The organism is Mesorhizobium sp. MC2-1-1 (genome assembly GCF_057597255.1).
This window is the reverse complement of sequence record NZ_CP195205.1, coordinates 4,420,999-4,439,045: the sequence shown is the minus strand read 5'-3', so window position 1 is coordinate 4,439,045 and position 18,047 is coordinate 4,420,999. Positions and strand designations below refer to the sequence as shown.

The window sequence follows — 18,047 nt, the reverse complement described above, 5'->3', positions numbered from 1 at the left end:
GCCTTGCCAGGCATCTCCCCCACAAGGGGGGAGATCAGATGTCACGCCGGGTTTCGCCAATCTCTCACGTTGCAGGGATGAGCGAAGCGACGAAGCTGCCAATCTCCCCCCTCGTGGGGGAGATGTCCGGCAGGACAAAGGGGGGCGCGAAGGAACGCTGCGGCAAGATCCTCGGATCGAAGGGCCACAAGATGAAAGAAATCTCCTGCAAGCTGCTCGTCATCGGCGCCGGGCCGGGCGGTTATGTCTGCGCGATCCGCGCGGGACAACTCGGTGTCGACACGGTCATTGTCGAGGCCGGCAAGCCGGGCGGCACCTGTCTCAATGTCGGGTGCATCCCATCCAAGGCGCTCATCCATGCCGCCGACGAGTTCCACAAGATCGCGCATATGGCCTCCGGCAAGGATCCCCTGGGCATCAAGGTCGGCGCGCCGACGCTCGATCTGGCCCGCACCGTCGCCTGGAAGGACGGCATCGTTAGCCGGCTCAACAGCGGTGTGGCCGGACTGTTGAAGAAGGCCAAGGTGAAGACCGTGCAGGGATGGGCGACGTTCCGGGACGGCAAGACCGTCGAGGTCGAGACCGAAATCGGAACGCAGGTCGTCCGCGCCGAAACGGTGGTGATCGCCACCGGCTCGGCGCCGGTCGAATTGCCGTTCCTGCCTTTCGGCGGCCAGGTCATCTCGTCCACCGAGGCGCTGGCGCTCGGCGAAGTGCCGAAGAAGCTCGCGGTCGTCGGTGGCGGCTATATTGGGCTCGAACTCGGCATGGCCTTCGCGAAGATGGGTTCGAAGGTCAGCGTGGTCGAAGCCTTGCCGCGCGTGCTCGCGCAATACGATGCCGAGCTGACCCGGACGGTGCTCAAGCGGCTTGTCGAGCTCGGCGTCGAGGTTATGACAGGCGCGAAGGCCAAGGGGCAGTCGGCGAAGGGCGATGCCCTGCTGGTCGAGACGGCCGACGGCAAGAACGCAAGGATCGCCGCCGACAAGATTCTCGTCACGGTTGGGCGCAAGCCGCTGACCGAGGGTTGGGGGCTGGAGCAGATCGACCTCGACAGGGCCGGAAGATTCATCCGCATCGACGACCAGTGCCGCACCTCGATGCGCGGCATCTTTGCCATCGGCGACGTCACCGGCGAGCCGATGCTGGCGCACCGCGCGATGGCGCAGGGCGAGATGGTGGCCGAGATCGTCGCCGGCCACAAAAGGAGCTGGGACAGGCGTGCCATTCCGGCGATCTGCTTCACCGATCCGGAGTTGGTCACCGCCGGCCTGTCACCGGAAGAAGCGAAGGCGCTTGCCGGCGAGATCAAGATCGGCCAGTTCCCGTTTGCTGCTAACGGCCGCGCCATGACCAGGCAAGGCGAGGATGGTTTTGTCCGCGTCGTCGCGCGGGCCGACAATCACCTGGTGCTGGGCATCCAGGCGGTTGGGCAGGGCGTGTCGGAGCTGTCGGCCGCTTTCGGCCTGGCGATCGAGATGGGCGCGCGGCTGGAGGATATCGCAGGTACGATCCATGCGCATCCGACCCAGGGCGAGGGCTTCCAGGAAGCGGCGCTGAAGGCGCTGGGCCACGCGCTGCATATTTGAGATTCCTTCCCCCACAAGGGGGAAGGGACGTCGGGGCCCTTCAGCTCGCCAGCCGGCTCACCATCTCGTGCTGGGCGTAGGCGCGGCCGAAGCGGTTGGCGAGGAAGGCGTCGAGAGCGATGTCTTCCTGGCGGATAAAGCCCTTGGCCGGCAGCGAGCCGTCGGCCAGCATGTCGAGCACGGCGCAGATGCCGGAGGCGGTGGTGATCTGGATGGCGCTGCGCACCAGGCCGCCGATGCGCTGCGAATAGATCTTGTTGGCGTATGTCTCCTGCAGCAGGCGGCCGTTCCTGCGGCCCGAGACGGTGACGAAGACGATGACCACGTCCTGCAGCGTCGACGGCAGCGCGCTCTCGAAAATGTCCTTGAGAACGTCGCGGCGGTGGCGCAGGCCAAGATCGTTGAGCAGCGCCTTCATGATCGCGGCGTGGCCGGGATAGCGGATCGTGCGGTAGTTCAGCGTGCGCACCTTGCCCTTCAGCGTCTCGGCCAAGGTGCCGAGGCCGCCGGAGGTGTTGAAGGCCTCGTAGGTGACGCCGTCGAGCGAGAATTCCTCGCGCTCCTCAAGCGGCGGCACCTCGATCAACTCGCCCTCGACGATCGCCTCGCAGGGCTCGCAATATTCGTTGATGACGCCGTCGGTGCTCCAGGTGAGGTTGTAGTTCAGCGCGTTGGACGGATATTGCGGCAGCGCGCCGACGCGCATGCGTACGCTCTCCAGCGTGTCGAAGCGGCTGGCGAGGTCGTTGGCGACGATTGAGATGAAGCCCGGCGCCAGGCCGCATTGCGGAATGAAGGCGCTCTTGGCGCCGTGCGCCAATTCTTTCACGCGGCGGGTCGAGACGACGTCCTCGGTGAGGTCGAGATAATGCACGCCGGTGGCGGCGGCCGCCTCGGCGATGCGGGTGGTGAGGTGGAAGGGGGCCGCGCTCAGCACGGCGAACTTGCCGGCGAGCACTTTCTCCAGCTCACCCGTGGCGGCGATATCGAGCTCCCGCGTCGCGACGCCGGCCGGCAATTCGGCCGCGGCAAGCTGGGCCGCCGAGCGGTCGACGAGCGTGACGCGGTAGTCGCCCGTGGCGCTCAGCATTTCGGCGATGGTCGAGCCGATCTTGCCGGCGCCGACGACAACGATGTTCTTCATGATCAATTCCCCTGCATCCTGATCCGGGCCAATTCGATTGGCGCGGATCATTGCAGCTTGCCTGTCGAAAGGAAGTGTGGAATCTGACAAAGCGAAGCCTAAAATTAAGCGATACGCCGAAGGAATTCGTCGAAATGCTCACAAATGCCGAGCAGGCTCTACTCACCCTGTTGCGCGCCGACGCGCGGGCCTCGATCGCCGAGCTCGCGCGGCAGCTCGGCGTCTCGCGCACCACGGTGCAGAGCCGCATCGAGCGGCTGGAGCAGCGCGGCATCATCGCCGGTTACGGGGTGAGGCTCTCACCCGCTTACGAGCAGGGGCTGGTCAAGGCGCATGTGCTGCTCACCGTCACGCCTAAACTCGCCGACAAGGTGGTGCGCAGCCTGGAAGCGATGCCGCCGGTCCGCACGGTGCATTCGGTGAGCGGCAATTTCGACATGATCGTCATCGTCGACGCGCCGTCGATCAGGGATCTCGACGCGCTGCTCGACAAGATCGGGGCCATGGACGGGGTGGAGCGGACCTCGTCGTCGATCATCCTGTCGACCAGGATCGATCGGTGAGTCCCGCACACCCGCCCGTCCGGCGATCGGCCGTCCTGCGGTTTACCGATTTGTAAGAGCCCGGCAAACCACCAGTATAGTTGAGAAGGCACATTCGCCCTCGAACAGCCGCGGCTAATATTCCCGCAGGCCGAAAGCCAGCCGCGCTCGAGAGGGGCCGTCCCAGATGTTGCGTTCCGGTGATCATTTCTACCCGGCCCCGTGTGCCCGGACGCCGGCGCTCGCCCGTCGCATTGTCGCTCAGGCGCTCGCTGCTCACATGACTGCGTTCCGGTAATGACGATGCAGGCCGTCCAGTCGTGGGCAGGCAGCGCCGCCGACAAGCCTTCCGCGGGGCCGTCGGGCTATCTCGGGACTTCCCCTGCTTCCCGGACGATGTTGCTGATCGCGGCATTCCTGGTGCTGCGGCTCGGACTTGCCGCGGTCATTCCCCTGTCGATAGACGAGGCTTACGCGGTGGTGGTGTCGCGCAGCCATTCGCTGTCCTATTTCGATCATCCGCCCCTGGGCTTCGCCCTCGCCCGGCTGATGGCGGACGTCACCGGCTGTGAATGCCGCTTCGTCGTCAGGCTTCCCTATGTGCTGCTGGGCTCGCTGTCGGCGCTGCTTCTGTTCGACCTGACCAGGCGGGCTTACGGCGCCGCCGCCGCCTTCTGGGCTGTCGCCTGCTACAGCGTTGCGCCGTTCTTCCTGATCTCGGCCGGCCACTTCGTCGTCCCGGACGGACCGCTCGACTTCTTCCTGCTCGCCAGCGCCTGGCTGGCGGCGCCGATGCTGCTCGGCGGCGAAACCCGGCATGGCCTGCCACGCTGGATCGCGGCCGGCCTGGCGCTGGGCCTGGCGCTGATGTCGAAATACCAGGCCGGCCTGTTCGCAATCTCCGCCTTGACGATCCTCGTCATGACGAAGTCGGGCCGTGCCCAACTGCGCATGCCGGGCCCCTGGCTGGCGGCCATCGTCGCGGCGCTAGGCCTCGTGCCCGTCCTGCTGTGGAACATGCGCCACGACTGGATTTCGCTGGCGTTCCAGTCCGGCCGGGGCATGGCGACCGAAGGCCACCTCCTGCACCCGGCCAATCTCGGGCTGACCCTGCTCGGCCAGGTGGCCTATCTGTGGCCGACGGTCTGGCTGGTCGCCATGGCCTGCCTGTGGCGCGCTGCCCGACCGGGCGCGTCGCCGGCCGACCGCTTCTTCCTGTTGATCGCGGCCCCGCAGGTGGTCTTCTTCGACCTGATCGCGCTGTTCAGCGCACATTCGCTTCCGCACTGGTCGATGAGCGGGTTCCTCTTCGCGTTTCCGCTCGCCGGCCAGTGGTGCCGCGATTTCTCGCGTCGCCATTCCGGCTGGCTCAACACATCCCTCGCGGTCCCCGCCATCACGGTTCCCTTGCTGGCGATCGGATTCGCCGCGCAGGCCAGAACAGGCGCCTTCACCCGGCCTTTCTTCGACCGGGCGCCGAAATTCGACATCAATTGGCAGATCGTCGACTGGTCGGCCCTGAGCGGCAAGGCCGGTAGCAGCCAGGCCAGGGCTAGCGACAGCTTCGTGGTGGCGTCGAACTGGATGCAGGCGGCGCGCGTCGGCGCGGCGATCGGTCCTGACTTTCCCATCCAGGTGCTGCCGGGCGATCCCCGCCACTTCCAGTTCATGGGCGATGACCGGTTGAACAGCCGCGGCGCGGGGTACTTCATCGCGGCGCTCGATTCCGCCAACGAGGCCGCAAGCGAAAAGGGCTATCGCGACAGCCTCGCTGGCCTGTTCGTGGCGAGCGGCCCGGCTTGGCACGTCGCGCAGCGCGTCGCCGGATTCCCGGTCTTCGACATACTGATCCTTCCCGTCAAACGAGCGGAGACGACGCACACGCCGCCGCCAGTCCAAACCTCGACCGGTAAAGGCGGTCCCCTGCCATGAACCAAGCCATATCCATGATGCCGCGCGCCGCCGATCCGATCCACCGAGATGCGGTTGCCCCGCGCGGAGGCGCCGAGCTCACCGTCGTCGTGCCGACGTTGAACGAGCGCGCCAATATCGGAGTGCTGGTCGCCAGGCTGCGCGAGGCGCTTGCGGGCATCGAATGGGAAGTCGTGTTCGTCGACGACGATTCGAAGGACGGAACGATAGCGGCGGTTCGCGATATAGCCGCGATCGACTACCGCGTACGCGCCATCCGGCGCATTGCCCGCCGCGGCCTTGCCGGCGCCTGCCTGGAAGGCATCCTGTCGAGCTCGGCGCCGATCGTCGCAGTCATGGACGGCGATCTCCAGCATGACGAGACGCGCCTGTCTGCGATGTTCGAGATCGTTCGCCGCGGCGAGGCCGACATGGTGATCGCGAGCCGCTACCAGGAGGATGAGAGCGCAGATGGCGCGATGACGCGGTTGCGCACGAGCGGCAGCAGGCTGGCGACGCGCCTCGCGCAATTGCTCCTGAAGACGCCGATAAAGGATCCGATGAGCGGGTTCTTCATGGTCCGACGAGAGGTGGTCGATGCGGTGGCGCCGCGCCTGTCCCGCCAAGGCTTCAAGATATTGCTCGACATCGTCGCTTCCTCGCCGGCCTTGCGCATCAAGGAAATTCCCTATGTGTTCGGTCCGCGCCTGCACGGGGAGAGCAAACTCGATTCCATGGTCGTGGCCGAATATGTCGGGCTGCTGATCGCCAAGGCGTCGGGAGACCTCATCTCGACGCGGTTTCTCGCCTTCGGCCTGGTCGGCTCGGCCGGCGTCGTCGTCCATCTGGCGGTCTTGCACGCGCTCCTGTCGCGGGGTCTGCCCTTCGCCGTGGCCCAGACGGCCGCGATGTTCACCGCCATGGCCTTCAACTACTCCCTCAACAACGTCTTCACCTATCGGGACCTGCGCCGTCGCGGCTGGCGCTTCCTGACCGGCTTCGGCATGTTCGCGGCCCTGTGCGGATTCGGCGTGGTGGCGGGTGTCGGCGTGTCGAGCCTGCTCTACACAAATCCGTCGCGCTGGTGGGTGGCGGGCCTCGCGGCCGCCGCGGTCGGCGCGGCCTGGAACTATGTGACCAACTCCGCCATCACCTGGCGGCCTCGGTAAGCCGGCCGGCATCGTGGCACCCGCCATGCGTCCGGCACCTCGTCTGGGTAGCCCACCCGGAATCAGGCGACGGGCGCCCGCACAGCCGGAAAGCTGACGGTCACGCCGAGACCCGGATTGCGATCCTCAAGCGCTATCGCGGCGCCATGCAGGTCGGCCACCGCCTTGACGAGGCTCAGGCCCAGCCCGCTTCCCGGCGTCGTGCGGCTCGTATCCAGCCGGTAGAGGCGACGGAACACTTTTTCGCGCTCCCCGGCAGGAATGCCCGGACCATTGTCGCGGACATGGATGAGAACGTGGCTGCCGTCGCCGGTAACCGAAAGCCCGATCGCGGTGCCCGGCGGGCAATGCCTGAGCGCATTCTCCACCAAATTGGCGAGCATCTGCATCAGCAGGTCCCGGTCGCCGTGAATATACCATTTTGTATCCGGAACGACGCTCGTCGACAGCGACTTGCCGTCATCCTCCGCGACATCGGCATAGACCTCGCCGATGGTCTCGACGACCGGTCCGACATCGAGGTCGACGAAGCGGGCCTTGCGGGCGCCGGCTTCGATCTGGGCAATGCGGAGCAAAGCGTCGAAGGTGCTGTTGATCTGCTGGCTTTCTGCGCGGGCGTCGGTCAGCTCGACGGAGACATCCTCGCCCGACGCCGTCTTGTCGGCGGCCGATTCCAGGATCATCTGCAGCCGGTTGAGCGGTGTCTTGAGATCATGCGCGATGTTGGCGCTCACTTCGCGCATGCCGTCGACCAGCGCCGAGAGGCGGTCGAGCGCGGCATTCACCTGGGCGGAGACGGCGTCGATGTCGTCGCCGCTGCCGATCAGCGGAATGCGCGCGTCGAGCCGGCCATGCGAGACGTCGTCCATGGTGCTGGCGATGCCATCGAGGCGCCGCTGCACGCGCGAGGCAAGCACCGCGCCGCCGGCGATCGCGACGCCGCTGATGAACAGCGTGCCCCAGCCGAAGCTCATCAGCACGATCATCTCAAGATCGTCGGTTTCCGAAAGCGAGAAGGCGACCGTCAAATTGCTGTTGCCCACCGTGCCCGAATAGGCGCGATATTCGGTTCCCTTTGGCACGCCCGGCAAGTCGGCCGCGAACATGGAGAACCCCTCCGGCAGACCCGAGGCGGTGAAATCCCCGGCCAGGCGGTTCCCTGCACTATCGGTGAGGGAAAAGATCTGGTCCTTGTCCTGGCTGAACTGGGCGTGGTCCTTCACCGCTGTGGTGAGGTCCTCCTTGTCTGTCTCCGAATAGGTCGCGGCGATCAGGGAGTAAGTCTCCTTGATCGATTGATCGAGCTGCCTGGCGAGCGAGGCGCTCATCAACTGATAGACGACCGCCCCGGACAGGATGAAGGCCAGCAGGAACAGAAAGGCGAAAGTCAGCGCCAGCCTGAACGGCGTGCTGCGCAGCAGGCTGGAGCGCGTCTCGCTCATGCCACCGCAAAGGCGGTTGCTCGCTCCACGAGCGGGGACGCATGATCAGCCCGGAACATGCAGGCTGTAGCCGGTGTTTCGCACGGTGTGGATCAACGGCACGTCGAAGGGCCGGTCGACCTTGGCCCTGAGCCGGCTGATATGCGTCTCGACAACGCTGGTCTTTGGGTCGAAGTGAAAATCCCAGACGCGCTCGAGGAGCATGGTGCGGGTGATGACGCGGCCCTCGCCGCGCATCAACACCTCGAGCAGGCTGAACTCGCGCGGCTGCAGGTCGATCAGCTGGCCCTGCCTGGTCACGCGGCGCTGGATCAGGTCCATCTCGAGGTCGGCGACGCGCAGCGCCGTCTTCTGTTCCTGCGCCGCCGGCCGGCGGCCGAGCGCATTGATGCGGGCGAGCAGTTCGGAAAAGGCGAAGGGCTTGACCAGATAGTCGTCGCCGCCCGCTTCCAGGCCCTCGACCCGGTCGTCGACCCCGCCGATCGAGGTCAGGAAGATAGCCGGCGTATGCACGCCGGCGGCGCGCACCGCCTTGATCATCGACAGGCCGTCGAGGCCGGGAACCATGCGGTCGGCCACGATCACGTCATAGGCGTTGCGGGTCGCGGCGAAGAGGCCGTCATGGCCGTCGCGCAGCAGATCGCAGACATGGCCGGCCTCGGTCAGGCCCCTGACGATGTAGTCGGCGGTTCTCGGATCGTCCTCAACAAGCAGAAGTCGCATCGCCCCGTGCTGTCCTTGCCGCCTCAACCTCGCCGGCATGGCGGCGCCGGCTGGGCCTTTTTCCTGGCTGGTTCCCAGGACATGATGCCGAAAAGTGTGTAGCGGGTTTTGGACGGCATCATGCCCCATCTTGTCGTCTTGGCGCAATTCCGGACGGAGATTGCTCTAACCATCTGTTTTTACGCATTTGTGGACCGAAAACCGCTACACTTTTTTGCGAGAGTGCTAATTTCTAGGATCACGCTCAGTCGAGCAGGGCCTGGTCGTCTTCGTCGATCAGCTCCTTCAGTGTCATATAAAGAACGATGACCACGATGCAGCCGAGGAAGGTCAGGCTGATGAAGGTGGCGCCGAAGCCCATTCCGCCATATTCGACCGGCTGCGACAGCAGGTCGCCGAAGGAGGCGCCGAACGGCCGCGTCAGGATGTATGCGAGCCAAAAGGCGAGGATGCCGTTCAGGCCGAGGAAGAACCAGGCCAGAGCGATCACCGCGATGACGCCGCCGAAGATGAGGCCGGTTGCCAGATAACCCATGTCGAAGCGCTCGGCGACCAGATCGCCGGCGGCCGTGCCCAGCGAGAAGGTGAACAGGATCGCCAGCCAGTAGAAGATCTCGCGCCTGGTGGTGAAGATGGTGTGGATCGACAGTGTCTTCTCGCTGGCGTACCAGGCGATGAAGGTCAGGGCGAGGGCGACCGAGAAGATGATGGTCGTCGTCTCCAGCCGCACGCCGAAATTGTCGACGAGGTTGTCGGTGACCAAGGTGCCGACGACGCTGATCAGCACGACCGCCAGCCAGTAGGCCCAGGGCACGTAGCGCTTCCGCCCGAATTGCAGGACAAGAGCTACAATGAGAATGCCGCTCATGATCAGGGAGGTGACGGTAAGGCCGAGACCGAGATTGACGGCCAGATAGTCTGCCGCCGTCTCGCCCATTGTCACCGCCATGATCTTGATCAGCCAGAAATCGAGGGTGACTTCCGGGACCCTGTTCAAGCCGGACCCGTGTTCATTGATTATCGCGACCATGGCGGCATCCTTTCCGGTCCGGGCGCTTACCTGCCGAGGACCTTCATGGCCCGGGCGAAGAGCTCGTCGGCGCGCTTATCGTCTTTGCCGTTGCAGCGTCCGATACCCGTGATCTCCAGATCGTAAACCTTGTTCTCGCCGACGTCGTTGAGGGTCGCCTTGACCTCGCCGGGGCGCAGGTCCTTCAGCGCGGTCTCGCAAGGCGTCGGGACGGCAAGAGCCGGAACCAGGGGAGCGGTGGCCGCGGGCGCGGCAAAGGCAAATTTGTTCACTACCAAATCCTGACGTTGAGGGCCGGCGTCCGGCGCCTTTTCGAGCCCACTCAAAATCGGCGCGGCGCTCGTCAGGTGTAAGGAGGCGAATTCACCGCGGTCTGTCCGCGTCCTTACAAATTCGTAAGGTCGGCCAAAAAGCCATTCGCCGGGTCTCGTCATTGCGCGGCCGGAGGTCTAGAAGAAGCCTGGCGTCCCTGTCGGCGCCGGAGCGATGATAAAGAATGGCCTACACGTCCCTCAAATCGGCGCCGAAAGCGTTCGATCAGCACAAGCGCCTGATCGTCGTGCAGGTGGCCGCCGTGCTTGCCATCATCCTGCTCCTGTTCAGCAGGCCGGCGCTGGCCGAAGGGTCGAACGGACACGAAATCCTGGAGGCGGCCGGTTTCGCCATGGTGCTGACCTGTTTCCTCGGACGGCTGTGGAGCATCCTGTTCGTCGGCGGCAGGAAGAATGACGAGCTGATCGTGTCCGGCCCGTTCTCGATGACCCAGAACCCGCTCTATTTCTTCTCGACCGTCGGAGCGGCCGGCATCGGTCTGATGTTCGGCTCGGTGCTGGCGGCCGCGCTGCTTGGCCTGGGAAGCTTCCTCGTCTTCCGGTTCACCGCGCGCAAGGAGGCGGAGTACCTCGCCGGCAAGTTCGGCGCTGTCCATGCGGCCTATGCCCAGCGCACGCCGCGTTTCTGGCCGAACCCGCTGCTTTACCGCGACGAGGAACACTGGCTGTTCTCGACGCGCGCGCTGAGGAACACGTTCCGCGACGGTCTCTATTTCCTGGCGCTGTTTCCGGTGATCGAGGCGGTCGAGTATCTCCGCGTCGGCGGCCACTTGCCGACGCTTTTCACGGTTTACTGAAGGCGGGCTGATATTCAGGCGAGGCCGGCCTGGAGATGGCGACTTCCTGCGCTTCCGGTGCTCCGTATCTAAGTACGCTTCGCTACGGCGTAGGCCGGTTCTCGGAAATCACCCAGTTTGGTCGCTTCGGGCCCGTCTTCGATTCCGGCTCGGCCTGACCTGAATATCAGCGTGCCTTTCGCGGCGTTGCCTTGATCAGCGCGCCTTGTCGCGTGCGGCGCGGCGCACGCTCTCCAGAAGAATTGCCAGGCAGCCGGCGAGGAGCAGGACGCCGCCGGTCAGCGGCGGCAATCCCAACACCTTCACCGCGGCGGCGATCAGCGCAATCAGGATAACCGCCAGGAGGGCGAGATTGCCGTCGTCGACGAACATGCCGACGAGTTCGTTGAAGAAAAGTCGGATCATCGGGCGGCTCCTTCGGCGGGCGACGGGTAGGTGCCGCGCAGCCAGCGCACCATGGCGAAGGATGCGGCGGCGATGACGGCGAGGATGGCGAGCAAAGCGAGGTCGGCGCCGGGCCACTCGGCGCCGAGTCCCTCGCCGGTCCAGAACACGCCGAAGCTGGTCAGCATCAGCCCGACGACGAATTTCAGCGAATTCTCGGGCACGCGCGCCAGGGGCCGATGCACGGCAAGACCGATCAGCATCACCAGCACGAAGGCCGCCAGCGCGCCGAGGCCGGCATAGAGGGTCTGCCCGTGCGCGGCGCCGACGGCAATGACGATGAAAACCACTTCGACACCCTCGAGCAGCACCGCCTTGAACGACGCGACGGCGGCCAGATAATCGGCGCGGCGGTCACCGGCCTGCCGCCGCAACTCTTCCGTCTCCCTGGAGAAGGCCTTCTCCTCATCATGCAGCGCGATGACCCCGACGCTGCGCAGGATCGCCTTCCTCAGCCAGCGCATGCCGAACAGGATCAAAAGCACGCCGACCGCGAATTGCAGGACGGTGATGGGGACGAGCGCCAGCAGCGGCCCGAAAACGAGCACCAGCGCCGCAAGCAGGATGAGCGCAAGCGCAGCGCCGGTCAGCGCCGGGCGCCAGCCGCGCGTGACCCCGACGGCGAGCACGATGGTGAAAGCCTCGACGACCTCGACGAAGGACGCCAGGAATGAGGCCGTCACGGTGGAAAATATCGGTGTCAGGCCATGCATTGAGGCAACCTATGGTGAGGGAATCATCAGTTGGTGAGAACGATACAGCGCTCCGGCGGCAGCGAGAACGCCAGTGATGAGCCGATCGGGGGCGCCTCCGGCCAATCGAGGCGGACGCGCTGCGGTCCAAGCTCCACCGCCAGCCGCCAGCAGCGGCCCTGGAAGGCGCTCGACAGAACCTTGCCCTGCAGCCGGTTGCCGGGATGCGCCTCGGCCGGCCGCGCATCCTCCGGCCGCACCACCAGCATGCCGTCGCCGGGTCTGGCGCCGGGCGCGCGCAGGCTGTCGGCGGCGGCGCCGAGCACGCTGAACTGTCCGTCGCGAACCGTGCCGGGCACCACCGAAAAGCCGCCGATGAAACCGGCGACGAAGGAATCGGCCGGCTGCTCGTAGATCGCCCGCGGCGTGTCGAACTGGGCGATGTGGCCCTCGCGCATCACGGCGATGCGATCCGACACGGCCATGGCTTCGGCCTGGTCATGCGTCACATAGATGACGGTGGCCGCCTCGCGACGCACCAGATCCATCATCTCGATGCGCATGTCCTCGCGCAACGCCGCGTCGAGATTGCTGAGCGGCTCGTCGAACAGCATCAGGGCGGGCCGCGCGGCGAGGCAGCGGGCGATGGCGACCCGCTGCTGCTGCCCGCCCGACAATTCCGACGGATAGCGATCGCGATAGGGCGCGAGCCGCGTGACCTCCAGCGCGTGGCCGAGGCGGGCGGCGATCTCCGGCTCGGCGAGGCGCTGCGCGCGCAGCCCGAACGAGAGGTTGCCGGCCACCGTCATATGCGGCCACAGCGCGTAGTCCTGGAACACCATGCCGATCCGGCGCTTTTCCGCCGGCAGGATGGATTTCTCGCTCCAGACGACACGCTCGCCGAGCCTGATCGTGCCCCGGTCGGGGTGGATCAGCCCCGCGATGCTGCGCAACAGCGTGGTCTTGCCGGAACCGCTCGGGCCGAGCAGCGAGACCACTTCGCCGGCCTTGATGGCAAGGTCGAGGCTCGAGAGCACGGCGCGGCCGCCGAGCGATTTCGAGACGCCGGCGCAATGGAGCGAGGCGGTCATGACGGCTCACCCGACCCGGCCGGCATGCCTTGCGGCCGGCCGACGGCGATGAAGCGCTTGAGGGGATACCAGACCAACGCCGCAGCGCCGCCGGCGGCGGTCATGGCGGCAAGCGCGATAGCACAAGCCAGCCCGTCGCGATCGTGGCTGAACAGCTTCAGGATCAGGGTCGGCGCGGGCGGACCGCTTTGGGGGATGAGCATTTGCGACATGGGCAATTCGAACATCGTGCGGATGAAGGTGAGGAGAAAAGCCGTGACGACGCTGAGCAGGATCAGCGGCAGGGTCACCGATACCAGGCGGCGGACTGCGCCGATGCCGGAGAGCCGCGCGGCATCGGTCAGGCTCGGCGCCAGCTGGCCGATGGCCGAGAGGATGACCACCAGGCAATAGGGCAGCGCCGCCGCGACATAGCCCATGACCAGCAGCGAGCCGTCGCCATAATGCGGAAACGGCCAGTCGCGGAAGCCGGGCAGCCGGTTCCAGACCAGGATATAGCCGAAGCCGAGCACGATGCCGGGGATCGCGACCGCGCCGAGCGACAGGCCTAGCACCGCGGTGCGCATGACCGGGCTCGATCGATCGAGCTGGGCCGACAGCAGCAAGGCTAGCGTGCTGGCGATGATTGCGGTCAGGGCGGCATAGAAGAGGCTGCGCACCAGCCCCTCATTGGCCGAAGTCTGCGGGCTGAGCGCCGCGCCGAGATTGGCCAGCGTGAAATTGTCGGCCGCCAGGCCATGGCCGAGCGTGCTGGTCAGCGCCCTTGCCGCGATCGCGCCAAGCGGCAGGATCAGCGCCAGGAAGGCGACCAGAAGCGCTATCGCGAAAACAATCCAGCGCCAGGCGCCGAGCTGGTAGCGGCGCGCCGGCCTGGCCCGTCCGGAAATCAGATGCGGATCGGCGCGCCGGCGCAGCAGGCGGTCGGAAACGACGACGAGCAGAACCAGCGCCAGCAGCACCAGGGCCTGCGCGCCGGCGGCGGGGAAGTCGACGGGATAGTCGCTTGCGGCGGCATAGATGCCATAAGTCAGCACGCCGAAACTGGACATCCTGGCGATCGTCGAGGCCAAGCCGAAATCGGACAGCACTTCGGCGAAGGTGGCGATGAAGCTGAGCATGATCGCCGGCGCCAGCAACGGGCCGTTGACGCGCAGCCAGATCCTGAGCGGTCCGGCGCCCGACAGGCGCGCGGCGTCCTCCATCTCGCCGCCGAGGCCCGCCAGCGCGCTGCCGATGATGAATGCGGCCAGCGGGAACAGGCTCAGCGTATGCACGAAGACCAGGCCACCCAGGCCGAAGAAGGAAGCGCCGAGCCAGGGCGGCAACAGGCCGAGCTGAGCCAGATAGCCGCCCGACGACATCAGAAGCACCCAGGCCAGCGCCTTCAGATAGGAGGGGGTCAGGAACACCAGCCAGGGCACCAGCGAAATCGTGCCATGCAGCGGGATTTCACAACGCTGCACCAGCACGGCGAAGGCGCCGCCCAGAACAGTCGTCGTCGCCGCCGCAAGCAGGCCGAGTTCCAGCGAATGCAGGATCGAGCCGGCGACGGAGGGCGAGGCAAAGATGCGCACCAGCGGCTCCATGCTGAACAGGCCTTGCGCGCCGTCGGCGGCGAACAGCCCGGGCATGACGGCCTGGAGCAGGACGAGTGCGAGCGGCAGGCCGATCAGCAGCACGAAGACAGCATAGACCGCCAGCGGGCCTCCAAGACGCGCCAGCGCGGGCAGGCGCCTGCGCGCCCACGCACTTGAGCCGATGCCGCCGGCGGCGGCATCGAATTGCTGCACCATCGTCATTGCCTGGCGATCGCGGTCACTGGACGAACTTGTCCTTGTACCACTGTTTCCACTCCGTCTCGTGCGCCGAGGCGGTCGCGTCGTCGAGATGGGTGTAGGCGATATTGGTCTCGCGGCCGGGCTTGGGCTTCACGCCCTTGATGATCGGGATGTAGAAGAAGTCGGTGTCGTCGCCGTCTTGCATCGCGGCCTGGCCATCGGCGCTGGTGACGAAATCGATGAACTTGCGCGCGGCGTCCATATGCTGCGTCCTGGCGCTGATGCCGAGGCCTTGCGGGAGCGAGACCGAGCCTTCGCTCGGATAGACAGCGACGACAGGCTCGCCCGCGGCGATCTTGGAGAAGATGGCGCTGTCCTGGTTGATGCCGACCGAGGCGTCGCCGGTGAGCACGGCCTTGTTGACCTTGCCGCCGCTGGAAAGGCCCGAGAGCGACTTGTTGGTGAGCGTCCTGGCGAGCAGCTCCTTGCCGGCTTCGACGCCATTGGTCTGGAACAGGCCGGCGAGCCACTGATAGGCCGGACCGGAAAGGTTCGGGTCCTTGGCGGCGACGCTGCCGGCGAAGCCCTCGAGGTCGGCCCAGGATTTCGGCATCTTGTTGGCCTTGACCTTTTTGGTGTTGACCTCGATCGCGGTGGTGCTGGTGCCGGTCGGCAGGAAAGCATGGCTTTGCGGGATCAGCGACTTGCCGAGATCGGTCCAGGCGACCTTGTCATAGGCTTCGGCCGGCACCGGTTGCAGCACGTGGTCGGCCGCCATGCGCTCCATGACCGCGGAACCGTCGAGCCAGACGATGTCGAATTGCGGGTTGCTGCCCTCGGCAGCGATCTTGCCCAGCGTCTCGCCGGTGCTGCCGGGCTCGACGACGTCGACGGTAAGCCCGGTCTTGGCCTCAAAGGCCTTGGCGACCGGGCCGGCAAAGTCGAGGGCGTCATAGAGCACCAGGTCGGCGGCGCAAGCCGGCGCGGCGATGGATACGGCCGTCAAACTCAACGCAAGTCCAAGCGTTGCCTTTATATTCATTTCGCACTCCTGTTGTTCGATAAGGCAAGGTAATGCCAACTTTATATTATATTGTATTTGCCGACATTTTTATGTCGGCGGCGATTACTTCTTGCGCGTTCCTCGTTTCATCCATGCCTTATCGATCGCGCCGCGCAGGCCGCTCAACCGGTCCAGGCTATCGAACGCTGCCTCGCCGGCCTTGGCCGCCAGGGCGATGATCATCGCCTCGATGAGCACCAAGGTGCCGCCATGGCTGGCCAGGTGATCCGCCTTGCCGCGCGGGACCGGCAGCGTCGCCGCCACCCTGTCGGAAACGAGCGGTCCCAGATTGTCGCTGATCAGCACCACCGGCACCTCACGCACCCCGGCCTGGTCGAGGACGATCTCGACCTCGCGGTAGAGCGGCGCGTAGGCGGTCATGAGCACGGCATCGCCGCTCTCCAGCCACAGCAGGCGGTCGGCAAGCGCGACCCCCGAAACCGACAGCGCACTGCTCGGCAAGCCGATCCTGTTGAATTGCAGGGCCGCGTATTCGGCCATGGCGCCCGAAGGCCCGATGCCAAAAATGTGACGGCGGCGGGCCGCCGCCAGGATATCGATGGCGTCGGCGAAGGCCGCCTCCATCCCGGGCTGCTTCAGCGCCTCCAGCGCGTCTTCATGCAGGCCGACGACGTGACGAAGCGCCGAGGCGCTGTCACCGCCGGTCTCCTGCAAGGTGCGCGCGAGCCGCCTGCCCGGCGAGGCCGTTCCGGTCAGATCCGCGAGCAGCACTTGGCGCAGGGCCGACAGGCTCTCGAAGCCGAGCGAGCGCGCCGTGCGCACCACGGTGGCATCGCTGGCGCCGGCGAGGGCGGCGATTTCCGCCGCCGACCCCAGCAGCACCGCCTGTTTCTGGCCGACGAAGAAACGCGCCATGCGCTGCTCGGCCGGCGGCAGGGTCTCGAAGGCTGCCGAGACACGATCGTCGAAAGCGCTTTGCCCGTCCTCGGGGTCGTCGGATGTCATTATGGTCGGCCATTGCCAAAGGTTCGTAGCAGTCGCTACGGCGCCGACATTCCGAAATGTCCATTACATCCATGTGACAGCGACGATTTCAGCATCGCGCCGCGCCCGGGTTCCCGGCGATTGACGGTCTGTATCCGTTTGATGTCCGTTGTATCGCGGCGCTGCGCTGGCTATCTGCTGGGCAACAAGCAATGTGAGCGGTTCAAGGGATCGCGACGAGCGGAACGGAGCACATGAAGAAGATCGGGTTTCTGTCTTTCGGGCATTGGTCGCCCTCGCCGCAATCGGGCACCCGCTCGGGCGCCGACGCGTTGCTGCAATCGATCGACCTCGCGGTCGCGGCCGAGGAGCTCGGCGCCGACGGCGCCTATTACCGCGTCCACCATTTCGCCCGCCAGCTCGCTTCGCCGTTTCCGTTGCTTGCCGCGGCGGGCGCGAAGACCAAGCGTATCGAGCTCGGCACAGCCGTCATCGACATGCGCTACGAAAACCCGCTCTACATGGCCGAGGACGCGGGCGCGGCCGACCTGATCGCCGGCGGGCGTTTGCAGCTGGGCATCAGCCGCGGCTCGCCCGAGCAGGTGATCGACGGCTGGCGCTATTTCGGCTACGTGCCGGAAGAGGGCAAGAGCGACGCCGACATGGCGCGCCGGCACTCGGAGATCTTCCTCGACCTGCTGCGCGGCGAAGGCTTCGCCCAGCCTAATCCGCGGCCGATGTTCCCCAATCCGCCCGGCCTGCTTCGGTTGGAACCCTTCTCGGCGGGCCTGCGCGAGCGCATCTGGTGGGGCGCGGCCACCGACGCCACTGCCGTATGGGCGGCGAAGCTCGGCATGAACCTGCAGAGCTCGACGCTGAAATTCGACGAGACCGGCGAGCCGCTGCATATCCAGCAGGCCAAGCAGATAAGGGCCTATCGCGCCGCCTGGAAGGAAGCCGGCCATAAGCGGGAGCCGCGCGTCTCTGTCAGCCGCAGCATTTTTGCCTTGGTCAACGACATGGACCGCGCCTATTTCGGTAGCAGCGAGGGCGAGGACCATTTCGGCTATATCGAGCCGGAAAAGCGCGCCGTGTTCGGCCGATCCTATGCCGCAGAGCCGGACAAGCTCGTCGAGCAGCTCAGGGGGGACGAGGCGATCGCCGAAGCCGACACGCTGCTGCTCACCGTGCCCAACCAGCTCGGCGTCGACTACAACGCCCATGTCATCGAAGCGATCCTGAAGCACGTCGCGCCGGCGCTCGGCTGGCGGTGACGGCGCCGCCATGGGGCCGGTGCATTCTTCCCGCGGGATTGACGTTGGCCAAATCCGCGCTCTAGTTTGCGTAATCGGTTA

17 protein-coding genes are annotated in these 18,047 nt (G+C 65.9%); 6 read left to right on the top strand and 11 right to left on the bottom strand.

The genetic code is table 11. The annotated features are described in order from the left end of the window. The first annotated feature begins 191 nt into the window (after nt 1–191). Entirely contained in the window at nt 192–1,589 is a 1,398-nt protein-coding gene (gene lpdA, locus ACR64R_RS21990; protein WP_487362516.1) for a dihydrolipoyl dehydrogenase, read from the top strand. Nucleotides 1,590–1,629: 40 nt separating this feature from the next. Here the strand turns inward: lpdA and ACR64R_RS21985 are convergent, their stop codons facing one another. After that, complete coding sequence (locus ACR64R_RS21985) at nt 1,630–2,733, bottom strand: saccharopine dehydrogenase family protein (RefSeq protein WP_487358368.1); 1,104 nt, start codon at nt 2,731–2,733, stop codon at nt 1,630–1,632. Nucleotides 2,734–2,867: 134 nt separating this feature from the next. On the opposite strand from ACR64R_RS21985, the gene ACR64R_RS21980 reads away from it, so the two are divergent. The 3 genes from ACR64R_RS21980 to ACR64R_RS21970 all read left to right on the top strand — a co-directional run bounded on the left by ACR64R_RS21980 (nt 2,868) and on the right by ACR64R_RS21970 (nt 6,355). Continuing rightward, complete coding sequence (locus ACR64R_RS21980) at nt 2,868–3,296, top strand: Lrp/AsnC family transcriptional regulator (RefSeq protein ID WP_487358367.1); 429 nt, start codon at nt 2,868–2,870, stop codon at nt 3,294–3,296. Nucleotides 3,297–3,578: 282 nt separating this feature from the next. Then, nucleotides 3,579–5,207: an ArnT family glycosyltransferase gene (locus ACR64R_RS21975; RefSeq protein ID WP_487358366.1), complete on the top strand. Its 1,629-nt coding sequence runs from the start codon at nt 3,579–3,581 to the stop codon at nt 5,205–5,207. Beyond that, entirely contained in the window at nt 5,204–6,355 is a 1,152-nt protein-coding gene (locus tag ACR64R_RS21970) for a glycosyltransferase family 2 protein (RefSeq protein ID WP_487358365.1), read from the top strand. Before ACR64R_RS21975 ends, ACR64R_RS21970 begins: the two co-directional genes overlap by 4 nt. Before the next feature lie 62 nt (nt 6,356–6,417). On the opposite strand, the gene ACR64R_RS21965 is transcribed toward ACR64R_RS21970, so the two are convergent. The 4 genes from ACR64R_RS21965 to ACR64R_RS21950 all read right to left on the bottom strand — a co-directional run bounded on the left by ACR64R_RS21965 (nt 6,418) and on the right by ACR64R_RS21950 (nt 9,822). Continuing rightward, nucleotides 6,418–7,797, bottom strand: coding sequence for a sensor histidine kinase (locus ACR64R_RS21965; RefSeq protein ID WP_487358364.1), 1,380 nt, complete (start codon nt 7,795–7,797; stop codon nt 6,418–6,420). 45 nt (nt 7,798–7,842) lie between these two features. Then, nucleotides 7,843–8,520: a winged helix-turn-helix domain-containing protein gene (locus ACR64R_RS21960; RefSeq protein ID WP_487358363.1), complete on the bottom strand. Its 678-nt coding sequence runs from the start codon at nt 8,518–8,520 to the stop codon at nt 7,843–7,845. Nucleotides 8,521–8,764: 244 nt separating this feature from the next. After that, the gene (locus ACR64R_RS21955) at nt 8,765–9,550 is read right to left on the bottom strand and encodes a COG4705 family protein (RefSeq protein WP_487358362.1); all 786 of its coding nucleotides are present in this window, start codon (nt 9,548–9,550) and stop codon (nt 8,765–8,767) included. Nucleotides 9,551–9,576: 26 nt separating this feature from the next. Continuing rightward, nucleotides 9,577–9,822 (bottom strand): hypothetical protein, encoded by a 246-nt coding sequence (locus tag ACR64R_RS21950; protein WP_487358361.1) that lies wholly within the window; start codon nt 9,820–9,822, stop codon nt 9,577–9,579. 224 nt (nt 9,823–10,046) lie between these two features. On the opposite strand from ACR64R_RS21950, the gene ACR64R_RS21945 reads away from it, so the two are divergent. Continuing rightward, nucleotides 10,047–10,679, top strand: a complete 633-nt coding sequence (locus ACR64R_RS21945; RefSeq protein WP_487358360.1) for a methyltransferase family protein — start codon at nt 10,047–10,049, stop codon at nt 10,677–10,679. A gap of 195 nt (nt 10,680–10,874) precedes the next feature. On the opposite strand, the gene ACR64R_RS21940 is transcribed toward ACR64R_RS21945, so the two are convergent. The 6 genes from ACR64R_RS21940 to ACR64R_RS21915 all read right to left on the bottom strand — a co-directional run bounded on the left by ACR64R_RS21940 (nt 10,875) and on the right by ACR64R_RS21915 (nt 16,713). Next, nucleotides 10,875–11,084, bottom strand: a complete 210-nt coding sequence (locus tag ACR64R_RS21940; protein WP_487358359.1) for a hypothetical protein — start codon at nt 11,082–11,084, stop codon at nt 10,875–10,877. Further along, nucleotides 11,081–11,836 (bottom strand): COG4280 domain-containing protein, encoded by a 756-nt coding sequence (locus tag ACR64R_RS21935; protein ID WP_487358358.1) that lies wholly within the window; start codon nt 11,834–11,836, stop codon nt 11,081–11,083. The genes ACR64R_RS21940 and ACR64R_RS21935 overlap by 4 nt, the downstream gene beginning before the upstream one ends. Nucleotides 11,837–11,862: 26 nt before the next feature. After that, nucleotides 11,863–12,906 (bottom strand): ABC transporter ATP-binding protein, encoded by a 1,044-nt coding sequence (locus ACR64R_RS21930; protein WP_487358357.1) that lies wholly within the window; start codon nt 12,904–12,906, stop codon nt 11,863–11,865. Next, nucleotides 12,903–14,699, bottom strand: coding sequence for an ABC transporter permease (locus tag ACR64R_RS21925; protein ID WP_487358356.1), 1,797 nt, complete (start codon nt 14,697–14,699; stop codon nt 12,903–12,905). The genes ACR64R_RS21930 and ACR64R_RS21925 overlap by 4 nt, the downstream gene beginning before the upstream one ends. Nucleotides 14,700–14,721: 22 nt before the next feature. Continuing rightward, entirely contained in the window at nt 14,722–15,726 is a 1,005-nt protein-coding gene (locus ACR64R_RS21920) for an ABC transporter substrate-binding protein (RefSeq protein WP_487358355.1), read from the bottom strand. An 84-nt stretch (nt 15,727–15,810) separates the two neighbouring features. Then, nucleotides 15,811–16,713, bottom strand: coding sequence for a MurR/RpiR family transcriptional regulator (locus ACR64R_RS21915; protein ID WP_487358354.1), 903 nt, complete (start codon nt 16,711–16,713; stop codon nt 15,811–15,813). A gap of 233 nt (nt 16,714–16,946) precedes the next feature. Here ACR64R_RS21915 and ACR64R_RS21910 point away from each other — a divergent pair, with 233 nt between their 5' ends. Then, complete coding sequence (locus ACR64R_RS21910) at nt 16,947–17,966, top strand: LLM class flavin-dependent oxidoreductase (RefSeq protein WP_487358353.1); 1,020 nt, start codon at nt 16,947–16,949, stop codon at nt 17,964–17,966. Nucleotides 17,967–18,047 lie beyond the last annotated feature (81 nt).

Bases quoted from the DNA above. Each gene is read 5' to 3' on its own strand.
- ACR64R_RS21930 (WP_487358357.1), bottom strand. From the start codon at position 12,906: ATGACCGCCTCGCTCCATTGCGCCGGCGTCTCGAAATCGCTCGGCGGC.
- ACR64R_RS21980 (WP_487358367.1), top strand. From the start codon at position 2,868: ATGCTCACAAATGCCGAGCAGGCTCTACTCACCCTGTTGCGCGCCGAC.
- ACR64R_RS21985 (WP_487358368.1), bottom strand. From the start codon at position 2,733: ATGAAGAACATCGTTGTCGTCGGCGCCGGCAAGATCGGCTCGACCATC.
- ACR64R_RS21975 (WP_487358366.1), top strand. From the start codon at position 3,579: ATGCAGGCCGTCCAGTCGTGGGCAGGCAGCGCCGCCGACAAGCCTTCC.
- ACR64R_RS21910 (WP_487358353.1), top strand. From the start codon at position 16,947: ATGAAGAAGATCGGGTTTCTGTCTTTCGGGCATTGGTCGCCCTCGCCG.
- ACR64R_RS21920 (WP_487358355.1), bottom strand. From the start codon at position 15,726: ATGAATATAAAGGCAACGCTTGGACTTGCGTTGAGTTTGACGGCCGTA.
- ACR64R_RS21970 (WP_487358365.1), top strand. From the start codon at position 5,204: ATGAACCAAGCCATATCCATGATGCCGCGCGCCGCCGATCCGATCCAC.
- ACR64R_RS21960 (WP_487358363.1), bottom strand. From the start codon at position 8,520: ATGCGACTTCTGCTTGTTGAGGACGATCCGAGAACCGCCGACTACATC.
- ACR64R_RS21955 (WP_487358362.1), bottom strand. From the start codon at position 9,550: ATGGTCGCGATAATCAATGAACACGGGTCCGGCTTGAACAGGGTCCCG.
- ACR64R_RS21935 (WP_487358358.1), bottom strand. From the start codon at position 11,836: ATGCATGGCCTGACACCGATATTTTCCACCGTGACGGCCTCATTCCTG.
- ACR64R_RS21925 (WP_487358356.1), bottom strand. From the start codon at position 14,699: ATGGTGCAGCAATTCGATGCCGCCGCCGGCGGCATCGGCTCAAGTGCG.
- ACR64R_RS21915 (WP_487358354.1), bottom strand. From the start codon at position 16,713: ATGACATCCGACGACCCCGAGGACGGGCAAAGCGCTTTCGACGATCGT.
- ACR64R_RS21945 (WP_487358360.1), top strand. From the start codon at position 10,047: ATGGCCTACACGTCCCTCAAATCGGCGCCGAAAGCGTTCGATCAGCAC.
- ACR64R_RS21965 (WP_487358364.1), bottom strand. From the start codon at position 7,797: ATGAGCGAGACGCGCTCCAGCCTGCTGCGCAGCACGCCGTTCAGGCTG.
- lpdA (WP_487362516.1), top strand. From the start codon at position 192: ATGAAAGAAATCTCCTGCAAGCTGCTCGTCATCGGCGCCGGGCCGGGC.
- ACR64R_RS21940 (WP_487358359.1), bottom strand. From the start codon at position 11,084: ATGATCCGACTTTTCTTCAACGAACTCGTCGGCATGTTCGTCGACGAC.